This window comes from Caulobacter sp. UNC358MFTsu5.1, from assembly GCF_000712075.1.
Lineage (GTDB): Bacteria > Pseudomonadota > Alphaproteobacteria > Caulobacterales > Caulobacteraceae > Caulobacter.
Genome location: NZ_JONW01000005.1, coordinates 925,534 through 945,003, shown reverse-complemented (window position 1 = coordinate 945,003; position 19,470 = coordinate 925,534). Strand labels below are relative to the sequence as shown.

The following is a 19,470-nucleotide window of genomic DNA, read 5'->3' as shown; positions in this document are numbered from 1 at the left end:
AGCCTGGCCCGGACTGGCGACGCCGCGGGAGGCGCCGGCCGGCGCCCCCGCGACGCGGGGACGCCGGTCCGCCTATTCCTAGAACGCGTACTGGCTGCGCAGGTTGACGGCCTTGTAGCTCTGGCCGATCTGGGCGCCGCTGGCGTCGCGACGGTCGACGTCGACGTCCAGATAGTCCAGCGAGAACTTGGTCACCGAATTGGGGAACCAGTTCAGGCCGACGGTGGCGATCTCCTGCACGCCGCCGCGCACGCGGTCGGCCGCGACGGTGGCGTATTCGTGGTGGTTGACGTCCAGCACCGAGTAGCGCGCCGCCAGTTCCCAGGCGCCCCACTGGCCCTTCTTCGGATCGAAGGGATTGTCGATGGCCGGGGCGTCGAAGGCGAAGTTGGCGGGATTGTACTTGCGCTGCTCGCCGGTCAGCACCCAGCCGCCTTCCACGTACCAGCCGTAGAACTTCGGATCGGTGACGTTGGCCGGCTTGTTGCGGCGGTCCAGCGCGATGTCGAAGTACTCGCCCTGGATCAGGAAGTTCTTCTTCTGGGCGGCCAGTTCGAAGCCGTAGTGGCGCGCGCCCGACGAGTCGATCGCGCCGGAGCTGACCAGGCGGGTGCCGTCGGTGCGCAGCTCGGGACGATCCTCGACCGTGATCGGATAGGCGCCGCCGGCGGCGATCTGGGCGGGCTGGGCGATCTTGCTGGCGTTGACGCCGACATGGGTCAGCCAGTCGTAGCCCTTGAACGGGATGAAGGCGACGCGGCCCACATAGCCCAGCTGCTCGTCGAAGGTGGCTCCGTCGCCGGTCTTGGCCCCGGTCACGGCGCCCGAGACGATCCAGCGCTCGCCGACGGCCTGGGCCTGCAGCGAGATGCGGCGGTCGGCGCCGGCCAGGCCGCGGGCGGCTTCGGCGCCGGCGGGGCGCTCGGGGAACAGCGAGCCGTTGGTCGAGGCGGCGTCTTCCAGGCCCAGGTTCGGCGCGAAGGCCCCGACCTTCACCTTGAACGGCGCGTAGTTGTACTGGAGGTAGATCTCCTGCAGCGCGCCCGGACCGTCGGTGCCCGAACCGCCGAAGTCCAGCAGGATGCCGTAGTCGAAGTTCTTGAAGGCCTTGCCGTCGACGCCCAGGCGGGCGCGGCGGAAGTTGGTGCCGCTGTTCAGGTCGCGGCCGACGGTGTTGGCCGGCAGGTTGCTGTCCTGGTTGTACCAGGTGGCGTCCAGCTGCATCACGGCGTGGATGTTGGCGCTGAAGGCGCCGTCGCCCGAGGCGATGGTGGGCTTGCCGTTGGCGACGCTGACGGTGGTCTGGGACTGGGCGGCGCGCACGTCCTTCAGGCTGGCGGCGGTCGCGGCCTTCAGGTCGGCGATCTGGCCGGACAGGGCCTCGATCTGGGCCTCCAGCGCCTCGATGCGGGCCTGCTGCTGCTCGGGCGTCAGGGTCTGGGCCTGCGCCGCGCCGGTCATGGCGACGAGCGAGGCTCCGCCGATCAGGGCCGCGCGCAGGGCTTTCTGTGTTCTGGTCATGGTCTTCCCCTCTCGACGCCCGGCCGGCGTCGCTGTTGCGGTGGACAAAAGACGATTATTCCTACGTGTTAAATAGAGATAAGGGCGCGGGGCTTTGAGTTTTCCTTCAGGCCCCCTCGGCGAGGCCGATGTCGCCGTATGGTCAAGCTACTGGATTCCCGAACGAAAAAAGGCCCGCGCCGAAGCGCGGGCCTATTCGTCAGTGTTCGTCATGTTTGCCCCCGAAGTCCAGGGGGCGGCCCGAAGACTAGAACATTGCCCGGCCGGTGAGCTTGAGATTGTAGCGTTTCTGCTTCTTGGCCGCCTCGGCGTTGGCTTCCAGCGCCAGATACGACATCGGCGTGCCGGCCCGCAGGGCGAAGCCCAGGGTGACCGCGCCGTCCTTGTCGTTGGCCGACGCCAGGGTCGCGGTGGGCGCGCCGGCGTAGGTGTAGCTGAAGGTCGTGTCGCCGATCTCGCCGGCCAGCAGCTGGCGATAGCCGACCCGCACTTCCGGACGCCACCACAGGTCGCGGCCGTAGTCGGCGCCGAGCACGATGCCGACGTCGCCGGTCAGGCCGTCGGATTTGCGCTTGTGGACGATCTGGTCGAAGCCGATCCCGCCGCCCGACTCCTTGCGCTCGCCCTCGCTCAGATAGAGGTAGTTCAGATAGCCTTCGGGGCGGACGAAGTAGCGGCCGCCGAACTTGGCCTCGTAGGCCGTGCCGGCGAAGGCGTTGAAGGTGTAGCCGTTCCACTTGGCGGTGTTGTGCAGCTGGACGTCGGCCGTGCCGTTGCCGTCCAGGTCGCCGGTGTTGAACGTCCGGTCGCCGTCGTACCAGCCGTAGCCGCCGCCGCCGCCCAGGTTCATGCGCCAGCCGCCGATCGCCCGGCGCCAGTAGGCGCCCAGCTGCAGGTAGTTGCCGGTGGTCTGTTCGCCCACCTTGGCGGCGATGTCGTGCTCTTCGATGCTGACGAAGGCCAGGGTCAGCCCCAGCGCGCCGCCGGCGTCGCCCATGGCCTCGTAGCCGCCGACGAAGCCGAAGGCCTGGGTGTCGGAGCCCATGGAGGCGTCGGTGTCGCGCCGCACCAGGGTGTTGATCTCCTGGACCCACAGGCTGTCGGGCCCGTAGCGGTCGCCCGGATCGGGCCGGAAGGCCGTGGCGGTCGCGATCGCGTGGGTGACGTCCTGCATGGCGGCGAAGAAGCCTTCGCCCTGGTCGGGCATCATCTGGTCGTAGAGGCCCAGATAGCCGTCGTGGGTGGTCTGGGCCAGGTAGGCCTTGGCGATGTTGGCGTCCTTGGTCAGCGCCGCGTTGGTGACGTCGAAGGCCGAGGTCTGGGCCTTGTTCATGCCGATCTCGGCCGCCGTGCGCTGGCGCACGTCCAGATAGACGTTGTTGGTGTCGACGCGGCTGCTGGCCACGTACATGTACGGCGTGCCGCCCAGCAGGTCCTGGTTGATCGTGCCGGCCGTCAGCGTGCCCGCCGTGATGACGGTGTAGCTGGTCGGGGCCGTCAGCAGGCTGTTCAGCCGCAGGCCCAGCTGGGCGCCGGACGCGATGTTGGCCGCGCCCGAGATCACCAGGTGGGTGTTCGTGCCCGACGCCGGGTCGGCGGTGAACAGCAGCTTGCTTTCCGCGCCCAGGGTCAGGCTGGTGGCGTTGATGGTCTCGGCGTTGGCCAGGCCCAGCGAGCCCTTGCCGACATTGATCGCCAGCTGGCCGTCCGAGTCGCGCAGCGCGCCGACCACGGCCGCGCCGCCGCTGATGTTCAGGGCGTCCGCCCCGGCGCCGAAGCTGATGTCGCCGATCACGACGCCGTTCTGGACGTTGAAGGTGTCGGCGCCGGAGCCGAAGTTGATGGCCCCCACGATCGACGGCTCGTCCGCGTCGTCCACGCCGTCGCCGTCCGCGTCGGGGTCGGCCACGCCGTCCTTGCCGTCGTCGCCGTCGTTGACGCCGTTCTGGGTCAGGGTGACGCCAGAAGTGTTGTGGCTGACGTCGATGGCGATCGCCTTGCCGGTGATCACCTCGTTGGTGGCGTCGTTGTCGGCGTCGTCCTTGTCGTCGGCGTCGTCGGTCGCGACGACCGAGGCGCTGATCCGGCCGGTGTTCTCGATGGTGGTCAGCGTGCCGGAATTGTCGATCACGCCATAGGCGTTGCCCTTTTCGCCACCCAGGGTGGCCGCGATCGATCCGGCGTTGCGCAGGGTGGTCATGGTCGCGCCGGCGTCGATGGCGACCCCGCGGGCGTCGAAATTGCCTTCCGAGATGCCGAAGACCGAGATCTGGCCCTTGTTCCACAGTGTCGGGACCGACGCGCCGGCCTTGACCTGGAAGGCGGTGGACGTGGCTTCGTAGGCGGTCGCGGTGACCGTGCTGTCGATCCGCGCGCCGCCGGCGAGGGTGGTGGTCTGGCCGGCGTTGCCGCCGATCTGGATCGCGGTGGCCGAGACGCCGTCATAGACGCCGTTGGCCGTGACGCCGCCCTTGCTGACCAGGCCGTAGGCGTTGTCGCCCGTGCCCACCGCGCCGATGGCCACCGAATGGGTGTCCGAGCCGATCAGCAGGGTGGGGGCGGCGCCGTAGCTGACTAGGGCCGCCGTGCCTTCGCTGGCGTCGGCGACGCCGTCGCCGTCCTCGTCGGTCTTGGTCGAGTCGAGGTCCAGCGGCGGGACGTCCAGCAGCACGCCGCCGCTGACATTGGCGGTGACCCGCACGGCCGAACCGCCCTGCAGCAGGTCGTCGGCGTCGAGGATGGCGCGCAGTTCCTTGGTGGACGGACGCGTGGTGTAGCGGTAGCCGGTCGCGCTCACGCCGCCCTGGACGACGAAGGCGCCGTTGACGTCGCCGTCGATCGCCACGCCGGTGGCGTTCAGGCCCGTCACGCTGGTGGAGCCGTTGATCGAGACCTTGCCGGTCACGGGGGCGGCCACGTGGACGCCGTAGGTGTTGTCGCCGGTGACGGTGATCGCGCCGCCGGTGGTCAGGTTGCCGACCAGGCCGCTCTCCAGCGAGATGCCGGCCGAATTGTTGCCTTCGATCGTGATCGAGCCGGTCGAGCTCTGGACGATGTCGCCGGTGAACACGCCCGGGCCGACCAGGCGGATGCCGTAGCGGTTGGTCCCCTTGGCGAACGGACCGTCCAGGTCGCCGTCGGGCTTGGCCGCGCCGGAGGCGTCCTTGTCGTCGTCGGTCGGGGTGTAGTCCTCGGTCAGGCTGATGGCGGCGTTGTTGGTCACCGAGCCGGTCGTGCCGCCCTGGATCAGGACGCCCGTCGAGTTGTCGACGCCGACCGAGGTCAGGCCGTTGCCGCCCAGGGTGACCTTGTTGTTGCTGTTCACGGTGACCATCGGGCCGGCCGTGGTCAGGGTGATCCCCCCGCCCGTGTCGACCTTCACGTCGTCGGCCGTATTGGTCGACGAGGCCGTCGCGGTGGCGATCGGCGTCGTGCGGGCCGTTGTGATGACCGTCTCAGCATAAGCGCCGAACGCCATGGCCAGGAGAGGAGCGGTTGCGACTGTCGCGACCAGGACCTTGCGCTGCATTCCGAACGACACCTTAGAGATAAACCCAGACCCCAGATTGCGGCACGTTGCGGCGAAATTGCGGTGCTTTCCGTCAACGTCGCGCTACGAGGCGTTTGACGGTCTATCGCAAGCGTTCACAGGGCGCCATATCTGGATCGCCGAATCCTCCCTTCGCCGTAATCGAGACTGCCGCATGCCGATGGCCTCGCCGTCCTCGTCAGCCCGTTCCGACGGGTCCGCCAGCACGCCCCTGGGCGTCTGGGGCGTTGTCCTGGCCGGGCCCGGGGCCCTTCTGGCCCTGGCGGCGGCGGGCGGCGCCAACACCGCCGCGGCGGTGCCCCTGGCCCTGGCCAGCGGCGTCACCGGCTATGTCCTGGCCCGCCGGGCCCTGAGGCGATCCGCCGACCAGGCCGTCCCGGCGCCCGTTCCGGCCGCGCTGGACCAGCCGCCGCCGTTCGGCCTGATTCTGGAGACCCTGCCCGATCCCCTGATGGTCATCGCCGCCGAGGAGGCCGACGACCTGACCGGCCGGCGGTTCGTGTTCGCCAACGCCGCGGCGCGCGAGCTGTTCAAGCTGCAGCCGCGCGGCGGGCTGCTGGTCTCGGCCCTGCGCAGCCCGCAGGTGCTGGAGGCGGTGGACGAGAGCCTGTTCGGCGGCGTGCGGCGCTCGGTCGACTATGTCGGCGGCGGGGCCCAGGGCCGCGAATGGGCCGCGCACTGCGCGCCGCTGGGCGTGGACGAGCGCGGATCGCGCCTGGCGCTGCTGGTGCTGCGCGACGAGACCGATTCCCGCCGCAGCGAGCGCACCCGGGCCGACTTCCTGGCCAACGCCAGCCACGAGCTGCGCACGCCCCTGGCCTCGCTGTCGGGCTTCATCGAGACCCTGCGCGGCCACGCCAAGGACGACGTCGGCGCGCGCGACCGGTTCCTGGGCATCATGCAGGCCCAGGCCGAGCGGATGGCGCGGCTGATCGACGACCTGATGAGCCTGTCGCGAATCGAGCTCAACGAGCACATCCCGCCGCTGGGCCAGGTGGACCTGGCCATGGCGACGATCGACGTCCTGGACGCCCTGGCCCCCCAGACCAAGGACAAGGCCGTGACCTTCGACCCCGTTCTGCCGCCGCGCGGGGCCGCCGTGGTCGAGGGCGACCGCGACCAGATCGTCCAGGTGATCCAGAACCTGGTCGACAACGCCATCAAGTACACGCCGCGCGAGGGCGTGGTGCGGGTGGAGATCTTCTCGGGCCTGACCGCCGACATGGCCGCCGCGCCGCGCGACCCGGTCGCCGCCCGCATGTCGCTGCTGACCCCCGACCACGCGGTGGAGGAGCGCTACGCCTCCCTGCGGGTCAGCGACCGGGGTCCCGGCATGGCGCGCGAGCACCTGCCGCGCCTGACCGAGCGATTCTACCGGGTCGAGGGCCAGAAGAGCGGCGAGCGGTCCGGCACCGGCCTGGGCCTGGCCATCGTCAAGCACATCATGAACCGCCACCGCGGCGGCATGACCGTGGAGAGCGTCCAGGGCGAAGGGGCGACGTTCGGGGTCTATTTCCCCATGGCCCGGACCTCGTCCGAGCCCTCCGGCGGGCCCTCGGAGACCCCCGCGCCGGACGCCGTCCCGGGCGCTGTCGCAAAACTGTCGTGAAAACGTCGCATAAGGTCGGCGCCCGCCCGGCATAGATCGGCGTGGGCGGTACGGCGCGTCGTGCGCCGTCACCGCATCCCTTGCAAGACCCCGCCGCACGCATGCTGACCTGGCTCTCGCTCCTGTTCCTCGCCCTGTTCTCAGGCGCGGCCTTCATGGCCGGCCGAAGCCGCGCGCTGAAGTCCTCCGGCGGCTCCAAGGCCAAGCTGCACTCGCTGCCGAACTATTACGGCCTGTACGCCGCCCTGTGGGCCGGCGCCCCGGCGGCGCTGCTGCTGCTGCTGGGCGCCACCTTCGGCGGCCGGGTCGAGGACGCCATGCTGCAGGCCCAGCGGCCGGCGGCGGTCCAGGCCCTGACCCCCGACCGCCAGGACGTGTTCTTCAGCGACGTCAACGCCGTGGCCACCGGCCAGGCCGCCAGCGAGGTCAGCTATGACGGTCCGCTGCGGGCCGCCTTCGACGCCAAGGTCGTCGAGGCCAAGCGCATCGACGGCATCGTCAGCTATTCGGTCCTGGGCCTGGCCGGCCTGCTGGCCCTGGCCGGCTTCCTGCTGGCCACCCCGCGCATCAACACCGAGTTCCGCGCCCGCAACCGGGTCGAGGGCTGGATCGCCGGCGTGCTGATCGCCTGCTCGATCGCCGCCGTCCTGACCACGCTCGGCATCGTGATGTCGCTGATCTACGAGAGCTGGCGCTTCTTCGAGAGCGTCTCGCCGCTCAGCTTCCTGTTCGGCACCGAATGGGCCCCGCAGATCGCCATGCGCGCCGATCAGGTGGCCTCGTCGGGCGCCTTCGGAGCCGTGCCGCTGTTCGCCGGCACCTTCCTGGTGATGCTGATCGCCATGCTGGTGGCCGCGCCGATCGGCCTCTACTCGGCCATCTACCTGTCGGAATACGCCGGCCGGAGCATGCGGGCGACCATCAAGCCGCTTCTGGAGATCCTGGCCGGCGTGCCGACCGTGGTCTACGGCTTCTTCGCCGCCCTGACCGTGGGCCCGCTGTTCCGCGCCTTCTTCAACGGCATCGGCGAGCAGATGGCCGGCGGCCCGCTGGACGGGATCGCCCAGTACCTGATGCAGGTCCAGAACCAGATGGCCCTGGTGGCCGGGGTGGTGATGGGCATCATGCTGATCCCCTTCGTCTCCTCGCTGTCGGACGACATCATCAACGCCGTGCCCCAGTCGCTCCGCGACGGCAGCTACGCCATGGGCGCGACCAAGTCCGAGACCGTCAAGAAGGTGGTCCTGCCCGCCGCCCTGCCGGGGATCATGGCCGCCATGCTGCTGGCCGTGTCCCGCGCCGTGGGCGAGACCATGATCGTCACCATGGCCGCCGGCCTGCAGGCCAAGCTGACCGCCAACCCGCTGGACACCGTCACCACTGTGACCGTCCAGATCGTCACCCTGCTGACCGGGGACCAGGAATTCGACAGCCCCAAGACGCTGTCGGCCTTCGGCCTGGGCCTGACCCTGTTCGTGGTCACCCTGGGCCTCAACATCATCGCCCTGCGCATCGTCCAGAAGTACCGGGAACAATATGACTGACGCTTCCCTGTCCCCATCGGGCATCTCCCCCGGCGCTCCCGCCGCTCGCCCGGCCGAGTCGGCCCGCGACGCGCTGCTCAAGAAGCGCCACCGCTCCGAGAAGCTGTTCCGCGCCCAGGGCATGGCGGCGATCGTCGTCGCCATGATCTTCCTGGTCGTGCTGGTCGGCCGCATCGTGGCCCAGGGCTACTCGACCTTCGAGACCCACACCCTGACGGTGCCGGTCTACCTGAACCCCGAGCGCATCGACGTGAACGCCCTGGAGGGCGTGAACTACGACTACATCGTCGCCGAGGCGATGATGAAGAAGCTGGGCGTCCAGGACGACGACCTGGGCACGACGTCGGGCAAGATCATGGACCTGACCTCGCGCGACTTCGGCAACCAGCTGCTCCAGATGGTCAAGAAGGACCGCTCGCTGATCGGCAAGACGGTCAACGTCACCGGTTCGGTCAAGGCCGACGCCGATCTCTACTACAAGGGCGAGATCAAGCGCTCGACCGCCGAGGAAGACCGCAAGCTCGACAATCAGCAACTGGACTGGCTGGACCGGCTGAAGAAGGACGGCACCGTCCAGACCGGCTTCAACACCAAGTTCTTCACCAACTCCGATTCGACCGAGCCCGAGCAGGCCGGCGTCTGGGGCGCGGTGATCGGCTCGGCCATGATGCTGTTCATCACCGCCATGATCGCCATCCCGGTGGGCGTGCTGGCCGCGGTCTATCTGGAGGAGTTCGCGCCCAAGAACCGCTGGACCGACATCATCGAGGTCAACATCAACAACCTGGCCGCCGTGCCGTCGATCGTCTACGGCCTGCTGGGCCTGGCCCTGTTCATCAACTGGCTGCACGTGCCGCGCGGTTCGCCGCTGGTGGGCGGCCTGGTGCTGGCCCTGATGGCCCTGCCGACCGTGATCATCGCCACCCGCAGCTCGCTGAAGGCCGTGCCGCCCTCGATCCGCGAAGCCGCCCTGGGCGTCGGCGCCTCCAAGGCCCAGACCGTGTTCCACCACGTGCTGCCGCTGGCCATGCCCGGCGTGATGACCGGCGCCATCCTGTCGCTGGCCCACGCCCTGGGCGAGACCGCCCCGCTGCTGATGATCGGCATGGTCGCCTTCGTGCCCGGCGCCCCCGAGAACTTCGCCAGCTCGGCCACCGTCCTGCCGGTCCAGGTCTTCATCTGGGAGAACGCCTCGGAACGCGCCTTCCACGAACGCACCGCCGCGGCCATCATCGTGCTGCTGGTGTTCATGATCCTGATGAACGCCACCGCCGTGATCCTGCGTCGCCGCTTCGAACGCCGGTGGTAGACCGATGACCTTCCTCAATCCCCTCGCTTCTCCCCTTTCGCTGGGACACGCCATGCCGACCGAAAACCGCGACGACACCCTCGCCGCCGCCCAACACTCTGGGGCCCCGACCCTGGCCTCGGCGATCCCCGCCGGCCACGGCCACGCCACGACCAGCGAGTTCAAGATCCGCGCTCGCGACGTCAACGTCTTCTACGGCGAGAAACAGGCGCTGTTCGACGTGAGCCTGGACGTGCCGGCCAAGTCCGTCACCGCCTTCATCGGCCCGTCGGGCTGCGGCAAGTCGACCTTCCTGCGCTGCATCAACCGGATGAACGACACCATCCCGTCGGCCAAGGTGCTGGGCTCGATCGAGATCGACGGCAGCGACGTCAACGCCAAGAGCGTCGATCCGGTGGTGCTGCGCTCGCGCGTGGGCATGGTGTTCCAGAAGCCGAACCCGTTCCCCAAGACGATCTTCGAGAACGTCGCCTACGGCCCCAAGATCCACGGCCTGGCCTCGCGCAAGGACGAGCTGGAAGCCATCGTCGAGAGCAGCCTGAAGAAGGCCGGCCTCTGGAACGAGGTCTCCGACCGCCTGCACCAGCCCGGCACCGGCCTGTCCGGCGGCCAGCAGCAGCGCCTGGTCATCGCCCGCGCCATCGCCGTCAGCCCGGAAGTGATCCTGATGGACGAGCCCTGCTCGGCCCTCGACCCGATCGCCACCGCCAAGATCGAGGAGCTGATCGACGAGCTGCGCAGCCAGTTCTGCATCGTCATCGTCACCCACTCGATGGCCCAGGCCGCCCGCGTGTCGCAGAAGACCGCCTTCTTCCACCTGGGCAAGCTGGTCGAGAGCGGCCCGACCGAGGAGATGTTCACCAATCCTCGCGACACCCGCACGCAAGACTACATCACCGGCCGCTTCGGCTAACCGGCAGGGATCGAGACCAGACATGACCGAGCATACCGTCAAGTCCTACGGCGAAGAGCTGAACCACCTCACGGCCGAGGTCACCCGCATGGGCGGCCTGGCCGAGGCCCAGGTGGCCGACGCCATCGAGTGCATCGCCCGCCGCGATGCGCCCCTCGCCCAGCAGGTGGTGGCCCGCGACGAGCGGCTGGACACCCTGCAGGCCGAGATCGAGCGCAAGGCCTTCAAGCTGATCGCCCTGCGCCAGCCGATGGCCGTGGACCTGCGCCACGCCGTGGCCGCCCTGAAGATCTCGATGAGCCTGGAACGCTGCGGCGACATGGCCAAGAACATCGGCAAGCGCGCCCTGATCCTGACCGAGGCCGACCCGATGAGCGCCCTGACCCGCTCGATCGAGCGCATGGGCCGCCTGGTCCAGGGCCGCCTGAAGGACGTGCTGGACGCCTACACCGCCTCGGACCTGCAGCGCGCCATCGGCGTGTGGGGCCGCGACGAGGAGGTGGACGAGCACTACAACGCCATCTTCCGCGAACTGCTGACCTACATGATGGGCGACCCCCGGACGATCAATCCGTGCGCTCATCTGCTGTTCGTCGCCAAGAACCTCGAGCGCATCGGCGACCACGCCACCAACATCGCCGAGATCATCCATTTCGAGCTGACCGGCGAGGAGATCATCTCCCAGCGTCCCAAGCTCGAGCTGTCGAAGTAACGAAGAGGGCCGGCCGAAGTGACTCCTTACGTTCTGGTGGTCGAAGACGAAGACGCCCTGGCCACCCTGCTGCACTACAACCTCGACAAGGAAGGCTACGTCGTCGGCGTGGCCGGCGACGGCGAGGAAGCCCTGACCATGGCCTCCGAGCGCGCGCCCGACCTGGTGATCCTGGACTGGATGCTGCCCAAGGTCTCGGGAATCGAGGTCTGCCGCCGCCTGCGCGGCCGCTCGGAAACCCGCAACGTGCCGATCATCATGCTGACGGCGCGCGGCGAGGAGAGCGACCGCATCCGGGGCCTGGACACCGGGGCCGACGACTACGTGGTCAAGCCGTTCTCGATGATCGAGCTGACGGCCCGCGTCCGCGCCGTCCTGCGCCGTATCCGCCCGGGCCTGGCCGACGACCGCATCACGGTCGGCGACATCGTCATCGACCGCGTCGCCCATCGCGTGAAGCGCCAGGGCAAGGAGGTCCACCTGGGCCCGACCGAGTTCCGCCTGCTCGACTACCTGATGCAGCACCCGGGCCGGGTGTTCAGCCGCGAACAGCTGCTGGACGCCGTCTGGGGCTCGGACGTCTATGTCGAGGCCCGGACCGTGGACGTGCACATCGGGCGTCTGCGCAAGGCGCTGAACGGCGACGTGGACGGGGATCCGATCCGGACCGTGCGTTCGGCGGGATATTCGCTGGATCTCGACGCGGCGTAAGCTCCCGGTTGCATCGACGCGTCAGCTGTTGTCCCTTGCCCAGTGCTTTGGGGGAACAGATGGCGCGTACGATCCTGAAAACCTTGGTCGGCCTGGCTCTGGCCGCCGCCTGCCATGGCCTGGCCTATGCCGGACCCGTCGAGGACGGGTTGGAGGCGGCCAAGCGGAACGACTACGCGACGGCGCTGAAGCTCTGGACGCCCGCCGCCGAGCAAGGCGATCCCACCGCGCAATCCTATCTGGCCCGCCTCTATCTGATGGGCTGGGGCGTGCCGCAGGACCATGCCAAGGCCGCCGCCTGGTATCGCAAGGCGGCGGAGCAGGGGAACACCGCGGCGCAGAACAATCTTGGGACCCTGTACGAACACGGCGACGGCGTTCCGCAGGACTATGCCCAAGCCCTGGTTTGGTTTCGCAAGGCGGCCGACGCTCATGCGCTGGAGGCCTACATCAACGTCGGCCGGGCGTACGAGGAAGGACGCGGCGTGAAACAGAGCTGCGAGGAAGCCGTGTCCTGGTATCGGCGAGCGGTGCAGGGCGGCTATCCCGAAGCCCGCATCGCCTGGCCCCATTGCTCAAATCCCTGATCACCCTCCTTCGCGGCTGAAGCCGGGGTCCTCGGAACAAGTCCGAGGATGACGGACGATGGGGCGAGCGCGGGCCGGGGACATGCCCTTGGGCGTGTCCCCATCGGCAAGCGCCGCGCCCGGACTTGGGGACACGCCCAAGGGCATGTCCCCGCTCGTAGCCCGCCTCGGCTTTCGCGCCGATGCGCCCACCTGCTACACCCGGCCCATGGCCCAGCTCGACTCCGCCCCCGACGCCCCCGACGCCTACGACCCCCTGACCCCCGTCCCCGCCGAGCGCCGGGCGCTGGGCGGGCTCGACGCGTTCTCCCTGTGGTTCAGCCTGGGCATCGGCCTGCTGGTCCTGCAGGCCGGCGCGTTCCTGGTCCCGGGGCTGAGCCTGGGCGCGGCCCTGGCGGCGATCGTCGTCGGGTCGGTGCTGGGGGCGCTGCTGCTGGCGGCCGCCGGGGTGGTGGGGGCCGACACCGGGCTTTCGGCCATGGGGTCGCTGCGCCTGGCCCTGGGCGCGCGCGGGGCGGCGGTCCCGGCCGTGCTGAACGCCGTCCAGCTGACCGGCTGGGGCGCGTTCGAGATCATCGCCATGCGCGACTCCGCCGACGCCCTGGTCAAGCAGACCTTCGGCGTCCCCCCTGCTGTGGACCCTGGCGTTCGGCGCCCTGGCCACCGGCCTGGCGGTGATGGGGCCGGTGTCGTTCGTGCGGCGGTTCCTCCGGGCCTGGGGCCTGTGGCTGCTGCTGGCCGGCGCCGGCTGGCTGTCCTGGCGGCTGCTGGCCGAGCATGACCTGGGCGCCCTGATGGCCCGGGCCGGGACGGGCGAGATGGGCTTCGGGGCCGGGGTCGACCTGGTGGTGGCCATGCCGCTGTCGTGGCTGCCGCTGATCGCCGACTACACCCGCTTCGGCCGCTCGCCGCGCGGCATGTTCCGGGGCGCCTTCGTCGGCTACCTGCTGGCCAATGTCTGGTTCATGGGCCTGGGCGCGGCCTACGCCCTGGTCGCCGGGGGCGGCGAGGGCCTCTTGCTGTCGGCCCTGGCGGCCAGCGGCGGCGGGATCGCCCTGCTGCTGATCGTCATCGACGAGACCGACAACACCTTCGCCGACATCCACTCGGCCGCCGTCTCGACCGCCACCCTGGTGCGCGTGGGGCCCGCCCGCCTGGCCGTGGGCTTCGGCGTGGTCTGCACGGCCATCGCCCTGCTGGCCCCGATGGCCCGCTACGAGACCTTCCTGCTGCTGATCGGATCGGTGTTCGCGCCGCTGTTCGGCGTGCTGCTGGCCGACCACTTCATCGTCCGCCGCCGCCGGGCGGAGGCCGCCGGGGCGCTGAACCTGGCCGGCCTCCTGGCTTGGGCGGTCGGCGTCGGCGCCTACCAGGTCCTGACCCGGCAGGCGCCCGACCTGGGCGCCACCCTGCCGTCGTTCGCGACGGCGGCGGGGGTCTATCTGGCGCTGCGGGCCGTGCCCCGCCGCCCCGCCTAGGGCGGGCGCCGGCGATCAGACCGCCACCGGGCCCGGCTCGACGGTCCAGTAGTTGCCGTTCTTCTCGGTGGTGATCCATTCGCCCATGAACCACCGGCTGTCCTGCGTCAGCCGCTGGTCGCGGAAGTGCACGTTGTCGAGATGGATCCGCTCGCCGTAGCGCAGCGGCCCGCCCGGATTGTCCAGCTTGCGGATCACCCAGGTCTGCTTGTCGCGATTGACGCCTTCCAGATACTCGTCGTGGTAGTAGCAGTCGTGGGAGTCGGCCCACGCCCCCAGGATGTTGCGGGCCCCGGGGCCGGGCTCGCGCGACACCAGCAGGACCTTCGAGCCGTTGTGGATCTCGGTCGGCGGATCGGTGGCCTGGGTGACGAACGACACCGGCGCCTTCTTGTCGTCCAGCCGCGGGAAATAGGCGGCGATGTCGTAGGCCACCAGCAGGTCGAGGATCGCCTGGGACAGCACCGAGCCGCCGCCGGCCACCTTCAGGGTGCAGTAGGCGGGCGCCAGGTACTTCCCGTTCTGGTTCTTCAGGTGGAAGGTCTGGCCGTACAGCACCGGCTCGCCGGCGCGGCGCTGGACGTCGACGAACGGCAGGATGGGGTCGGTGCGCGGCGTGGTCAGGGTCACCGCGTGGGCGAAGCTGGGGGCGTTCTTGGCCCGCTCGCCGAACTGGGGCACCAGGTCCGGGCGCTTGAGCTTCTCCATCATGGTGGTGATCACCGAGGCGTGGTCGAACGGCGTCTCGGTCCTGGACCGGAACACCGAGCCCTTCTGGACATAGGGCGAGACCACGATGGTCGGCACCCGCGCGCCCAGGCGGTCGAACTTGAACTTGGCGCTGTTCTCGTAGGGCGGCTTGCCCGAGCCCCACGGCGGCTTGACCTTGCCGGCCTTCAGGTCGGCGGTCTGGTGGTCGAACGAGCCCACGAACTCGTCGAAGGTGATCAGCAGCAGGGTCTTTTCCCAGGCCGCCTTGTTGGCGATCAGGCTGGAATAGATCTCCTTCACGAACTGCTCGCCGGCCAGCACGCTGCCGGGCGGGTGGTAGTCGTTGCCCAGGGCCGAGAACAGGTTCTCGTAGCCCTTGTTATCGACGGTGCTGTGGGCGATCGACCAGAAGGGCTCGATGTAGCTGAACTTCGGCAGCCGTCCCGAGCGCGCCAGGTAGTGGAAGTCGCTGGTCTTGCGGAAGCGCGAGGCCGCGCCGGGGATCTTGTCCTTGATCTGCGGGAACAGCCGCCACGTGTAGCAGGAGTCCAGGTTCCCGGACGTCAGGCTCTTCAGGTAGTCGGTGTAGGGCGACAGGGCGTCAAAGATCTGGCGGATGCCCGGGATGAACCGGGCGATGGTGGTGACCTCGTTCAGCAGGGTCGAGATCTTCTGCGGCAGGTAGCTGGTCTCGTAGAACACGGCCCAGTCGGCCCCGGCCGTGGCCAGGGCGTTGAAGATGGTCGGCGCGTTGACCCGGTCGTCGCCGATCGCCATGCCGACCAGTTCCTGGATCTTCTTGGCGCGGGGATCGGTCTCCAGGTCGCCGTTGTTGATCATGCCGTTCGAGGTGCCGCACATCAGGAACGAGCGGTTGGGATTGGTCTGGGACGGGACCGAGGCGTGCCAGGCGTCGCTGACGGCGTAGTGGCGGGCCAGCTGGTTCAGGACCGGCGCCTGGGCCTGGGTGAAGCTCTGCATCACCATCGGCCCCAGGCGGCGGATGTCGGCGTCGCTGAGCTTGCGGTGCTTGAGCACCTGGACGAAGTCCTCCAGCACCCCCTTCATGCTGGGAAGCGTGTTCGGCGGCGGCGACTGGGTGTTGTAGAACTGGGTCAGGACCTGCTGGAACGACTCGCCGGGCGCGAAGTCGGGCACCGTGAAGCCGGTCACGCCACGCGTGGGCTTGGCGGAGAGCGTGCCGTTCAGCGCCGTGTTGACGAAGTTGTCGAGATTGACCCCCTGCAGCCCGCGATAGGGCGCGGTGGCCGGCGGGATGAAGGCCGGCGCGTCCCGCTCGTAGGTCCAGCCCAGCAGGCTGTCGAACGTGCGGTTCTCCAGCATCAGCACGACGACGTGTTCGATCTTGTCGAGCGACATGGCGCTTCCCCCGTGACTTATGGTTGTGGCGGAAAGCTGCTCTCGATAAGAGAGTTGTGTCAACCTTCAACTTATAAGCGTCCTTGTCGCCCTCGGTCGTCGGCGTCGAGTTCGACCGTCATTCGTCTTGACCGCGCGGCCCGGCCACGCGACACCCCGGCCTCATGGAAAAGCTGAACATCCTCCTCGTCGGGTCCGGCGGGCGCGAGCACGCCCTGGCCTGGAAGATCGCCCAGTCGCCGCTCTGTGGGCGGCTCGTCGCCGCGCCGGGCAATCCGGGCATCGCCCAGGTCGCCGAGCTGAAGCCGGTCAAGGTCACCGACGTGGCTGGCCTGGTCGCCCTGGCGCGGGAGATCGCCGCCGACCTGGTGGTGGTGGGGCCGGAATCGGCGCTGGAGGTCGGCCTGGCCGACGAACTGACCAAGGTCGGGATCCCCTGCTTCGGCGGCAGCCGGAAGGCCGCCCAGTTGGAGACCTCCAAGGCCTTCACCAAGGATTTCTGCAAGCGCCACGACCTGCCGACGGCGGCCTACGGCGTGTTCACCGACGCCGCCTCGGCCGGGACCTTCCTCGACACCCTGACCGCCCCGTTCGTGATCAAGGCCGACGGCCTGGCGGCGGGCAAGGGCGTGGTGATCGCCGCCACGCGCGACGAGGCCGACGCCGCCGTACTGGACATGCTGGGCGGCCGCTTCGGCTCGGCCGGCGCCCGGGTGGTGATCGAGGAGTTCATGCACGGCGAGGAGGCCTCGCTGTTCGCGATCTGCGACGGCAAGACGGCGGTGTTCTTCGGCGCGGCCCAGGACCACAAGCGCGCCTATGACGGCGACGAGGGCCCCAACACCGGCGGCATGGGCACCTATTCGCCGCCGCCCGTCCTGACCCAGGCCCTGGTCGACCAGGCCTGGCGCGAGCTGATCGTCCCCACCGTCGAGGGCATGGCCGCCGAGGGTTCGCCCTATGTGGGCGTGCTCTATGCCGGTCTGATGCTGACGCCGCAGGGGCCCAAGCTGGTCGAGTACAACGCCCGCTTCGGCGACCCCGAATGCCAGACCCTGATGCTGCGGCTGGAGAGCGACATCGTCCCGGTCCTGCTGGCGGCGGCCAAGGGCGACCTGGCCTCGGCTCCGGCCCCGGTCTGGCGCGACGAGGCGGCGATCTGCGTGGTGCTGGCGGCGCAGGGCTATCCCGACAAGCCGGTCACCGGCGGCGTCATCCAGGGCGCGGAGTCCGACTACGGCCACGAGGCCGAGATCTTCCACGCCGGCACGGCCCGCGACGCCGAGGGCCGTCTGGTGGCTTCGGGCGGCCGGGTGCTGAACGTCTGCGCCCTGGGCGCGACCCTGCACGAGGCCCGCGACGTGGCCTATGCGGCGCTGGGCACGATCTCGCTGGAAGGCGGGTTCTATCGCAACGACATCGGCTGGCGGGCGCTGAGCCAGCACGGCTGACGGGCGAGGACGCAAAACTCGTTGTCATCCCGGAAGCCCCGCAGGGGCTGTCCGGGACCCAGGGGACTGGGCGAAGGCTTTGCGGTTCACCTGGGTCCCGGACAAGCGCTGCGCGCTTTCCGGGATGACAACGGGAGAGGTTTACCCCCGGTGCGCCACCTCCACCAGGATGTCGCCCGGCGCGGTCAGGTAGAAGGCGAAGGCCCCGTGCTGCATCGCCGGCGGTTCGACGGCCAGGCCGCCGGCCGCCATGCGGGCCTGGAGGTCCGACACCGCCGCCCGGCTGTCCAGATGGAAGCCGATGTGGAACGGGATCGGCCAGGTCTGGGCCCCGTCGCGGCGCAGGCGGCTGAGCACCAGCACCAGGCCGGCGGGATCGCGCAGGATGGCCAGGCCGTCCTGGCCCAGGGTCCGCTCGTGGACGAAGCCCAGCCAGGTGACGAAGAAGTCCTGCGTCGCGGCGACGTCGGGCACGGGCAGGTCGATATGGTTCAGGCGCATGGCGCTCTCCTTCGGTTGAGGCGCGGCGCACGGAGGTTCGATCGGGATTGACCAGGACCACGCACGCCGAGCCGGCGGCGCGTGATCGCGCCGTCGTCTCGCCGTGGGTCCCTGCCGTGAGGCGTGGGTACAGGTTCCCCGAAGTTCGGAGCGACCGGGCTTACCTCTTCCGGTCCATGGCCCTTTTTCGACCCGGCTCTTGTACTCGGCTTTGGGCGGGGCGCCGAGAGGGTTGCGTCGCCGTCCGCACGCTCTAATGTCGCTTTCAAACAAGCGTTGGGGAGAAAGCGCATGGCCGCCGCCGAACAGTCCGCCCAGGACCTGAACTCCGGGACCAAGCCCGTCGACCCGCGCCACGCGATCGACGAGGTCAAGCTGGCGGCCTGGCTGGAGGCTCATGTCGAGGGCTATGCCGGCCCGCTGGAGGTGCGCCAGTTCAAGGGCGGCCAGTCGAACCCGACCTACCAGCTGGTCACCCCGGCCAAGAAGTACGTCCTGCGCCGCAAGCCGCCGGGCAAGCTGCTGCCCAGCGCCCACGCGGTGGACCGCGAGTTCAAGGTGATCTCCAGCCTCAACAAGGTGAACTTCCCCGTCGCCAAGGCCTACGCCCTGTGCCTGGACGAGGACGTGATCGGCACGATCTTCTACGTGATGGACAATGTCGAAGGCCGGATCCTGTGGGACGGGACCCTGCCCGACTACCAGCCGGCCGAGCGCCGGGCGATCTACGAGGCCGAGATCGCCACCCTGGCGGCCCTGCACAACGTCGACTACGCCGCCGTGGGCCTGGCCGACTACGGCAAGCCGGGCAACTACTTCGCCCGCCAGATCGACCGCTGGACCAAGCAGTACAAGGCGTCCGAGACCCGCCAGCTGGAGGACATGGACCGGCTGATGGAGTGGCTGCCAAAGAGCTGTCCGCCCGACGACATGACCTCGATCGTCCATGGCGACTATCGGCTGGACAACATGATCCTGCACGCCACCGAGCCGAAGGTGGTGGCGGTGCTGGACTGGGAGCTGTCGACCCTGGGCAACCCGCTGGCCGACTTCAGCTACTTCCTGATGAACTGGGTGATGCCGTCCGACCAGCGCGGCGGCCTGGCCGAGATCAAGGACCTGAAGGCCTACGGCGTGCCCACCATCGACGAGGCCGTGGCCCAGTACTGCAAGCTGACCGGCCGCGACGGCCTGCCGAACCTGGACTGGTACTTCAGCTACAACCTGTTCCGCCTGGCGGGCATCTGCCAGGGCATCGTGGGCCGGGTGCGGGACGGGACCGCCGCCAGCGCGCATGCCGAGATCATGGAGGCCCGGGTGCCCGTTCTTGCCAGGGGCGCGTGGGAGTTCGCCAGAAAGGCTGGCGCCTAGGCGGCCAATACTTGCCCCCTACGGACCGCTACGCGGTCGTCTTCCCCCTGAGGGGGAAGAGCGCGAGGCTCCGCCCCCTGCGGGGGCGGACAGGCGGCATAGCCGCCAGGTGGGGGCAAGTG

Annotated in this window: 15 protein-coding genes; 11 read left to right on the top strand and 4 right to left on the bottom strand. The window is 69.3% G+C overall.

Annotated features, from left to right (window positions below; genetic code table 11):
• Nucleotides 1-78: 78 nt before the first annotated feature.
• Together BR39_RS0106290 and BR39_RS0106285 are read right to left on the bottom strand one after the other, a co-directional pair.
• Entirely contained in the window at nucleotides 79-1,521 is a 1,443-nt protein-coding gene (locus BR39_RS0106290) for a porin (protein ID WP_029908825.1), read from the bottom strand.
• A 247-nt stretch (nucleotides 1,522-1,768) separates the two neighbouring features.
• Nucleotides 1,769-5,050: an autotransporter domain-containing protein gene (locus tag BR39_RS0106285; protein WP_029908823.1), complete on the bottom strand. Its 3,282-nt coding sequence runs from the start codon at nucleotides 5,048-5,050 to the stop codon at nucleotides 1,769-1,771.
• A gap of 175 nt (nucleotides 5,051-5,225) precedes the next feature.
• Here BR39_RS0106285 and BR39_RS0106280 point away from each other — a divergent pair, with 175 nt between their 5' ends.
• From BR39_RS0106280 to BR39_RS27245, 9 genes are all read left to right on the top strand, one after another.
• Nucleotides 5,226-6,680 (top strand): cell wall metabolism sensor histidine kinase WalK, encoded by a 1,455-nt coding sequence (locus tag BR39_RS0106280; RefSeq protein WP_029908821.1) that lies wholly within the window; start codon nucleotides 5,226-5,228, stop codon nucleotides 6,678-6,680.
• A gap of 101 nt (nucleotides 6,681-6,781) precedes the next feature.
• Nucleotides 6,782-8,224, top strand: a complete 1,443-nt coding sequence (pstC, locus tag BR39_RS0106275; RefSeq protein WP_029908819.1) for a phosphate ABC transporter permease subunit PstC — start codon at nucleotides 6,782-6,784, stop codon at nucleotides 8,222-8,224.
• Nucleotides 8,217-9,533 carry a phosphate ABC transporter permease PstA gene (gene pstA / locus BR39_RS0106270; protein ID WP_029908817.1) on the top strand — a complete coding sequence of 439 codons (1,317 nt, stop codon included), beginning with the start codon at nucleotides 8,217-8,219 and terminating at the stop codon, nucleotides 9,531-9,533. Before pstC ends, pstA begins: the two co-directional genes overlap by 8 nt.
• Nucleotides 9,534-9,585: 52 nt before the next feature.
• Nucleotides 9,586-10,446: a phosphate ABC transporter ATP-binding protein PstB gene (pstB, locus tag BR39_RS0106265; protein ID WP_369795620.1), complete on the top strand. Its 861-nt coding sequence runs from the start codon at nucleotides 9,586-9,588 to the stop codon at nucleotides 10,444-10,446.
• Between the two features lie 22 nt (nucleotides 10,447-10,468).
• Nucleotides 10,469-11,158: a phosphate signaling complex protein PhoU gene (gene phoU / locus BR39_RS0106260; RefSeq protein WP_029908814.1), complete on the top strand. Its 690-nt coding sequence runs from the start codon at nucleotides 10,469-10,471 to the stop codon at nucleotides 11,156-11,158.
• An 18-nt stretch (nucleotides 11,159-11,176) separates the two neighbouring features.
• Nucleotides 11,177-11,869, top strand: a complete 693-nt coding sequence (phoB, locus tag BR39_RS0106255) for a phosphate regulon transcriptional regulator PhoB (RefSeq protein WP_012288542.1) — start codon at nucleotides 11,177-11,179, stop codon at nucleotides 11,867-11,869.
• A gap of 59 nt (nucleotides 11,870-11,928) precedes the next feature.
• On the top strand, nucleotides 11,929-12,456 hold the full coding sequence (locus tag BR39_RS0106250) for a tetratricopeptide repeat protein (RefSeq protein ID WP_081916563.1): 528 nt from the start codon (nucleotides 11,929-11,931) through the stop codon (nucleotides 12,454-12,456).
• 145 nt (nucleotides 12,457-12,601) lie between these two features.
• Nucleotides 12,602-13,237, top strand: coding sequence for a cytosine permease (locus BR39_RS27250; RefSeq protein WP_255347289.1), 636 nt, complete (start codon nucleotides 12,602-12,604; stop codon nucleotides 13,235-13,237).
• The gene (locus BR39_RS27245; RefSeq protein ID WP_255347288.1) at nucleotides 13,134-13,934 is read left to right on the top strand and encodes a cytosine permease; all 801 of its coding nucleotides are present in this window, start codon (nucleotides 13,134-13,136) and stop codon (nucleotides 13,932-13,934) included. The genes BR39_RS27250 and BR39_RS27245 overlap by 104 nt, the downstream gene beginning before the upstream one ends.
• A 15-nt stretch (nucleotides 13,935-13,949) precedes the next feature.
• On the opposite strand, the gene BR39_RS0106240 is transcribed toward BR39_RS27245, so the two are convergent.
• Nucleotides 13,950-16,025 (bottom strand): alkaline phosphatase family protein, encoded by a 2,076-nt coding sequence (locus BR39_RS0106240; RefSeq protein ID WP_029908808.1) that lies wholly within the window; start codon nucleotides 16,023-16,025, stop codon nucleotides 13,950-13,952.
• Between the two features lie 164 nt (nucleotides 16,026-16,189).
• On the opposite strand from BR39_RS0106240, the gene purD reads away from it, so the two are divergent.
• Nucleotides 16,190-17,476 carry a phosphoribosylamine--glycine ligase gene (gene purD, locus BR39_RS0106235; RefSeq protein WP_029908806.1) on the top strand — a complete coding sequence of 429 codons (1,287 nt, stop codon included), beginning with the start codon at nucleotides 16,190-16,192 and terminating at the stop codon, nucleotides 17,474-17,476.
• A 141-nt stretch (nucleotides 17,477-17,617) separates the two neighbouring features.
• Here the strand turns inward: purD and BR39_RS26400 are convergent, their stop codons facing one another.
• Nucleotides 17,618-17,977: a VOC family protein gene (locus BR39_RS26400; protein ID WP_029908804.1), complete on the bottom strand. Its 360-nt coding sequence runs from the start codon at nucleotides 17,975-17,977 to the stop codon at nucleotides 17,618-17,620.
• A gap of 291 nt (nucleotides 17,978-18,268) precedes the next feature.
• Here BR39_RS26400 and BR39_RS0106225 point away from each other — a divergent pair, with 291 nt between their 5' ends.
• Nucleotides 18,269-19,348, top strand: coding sequence for a phosphotransferase family protein (locus tag BR39_RS0106225; protein WP_029908802.1), 1,080 nt, complete (start codon nucleotides 18,269-18,271; stop codon nucleotides 19,346-19,348).
• Nucleotides 19,349-19,470: the final 122 nt, after the last annotated feature.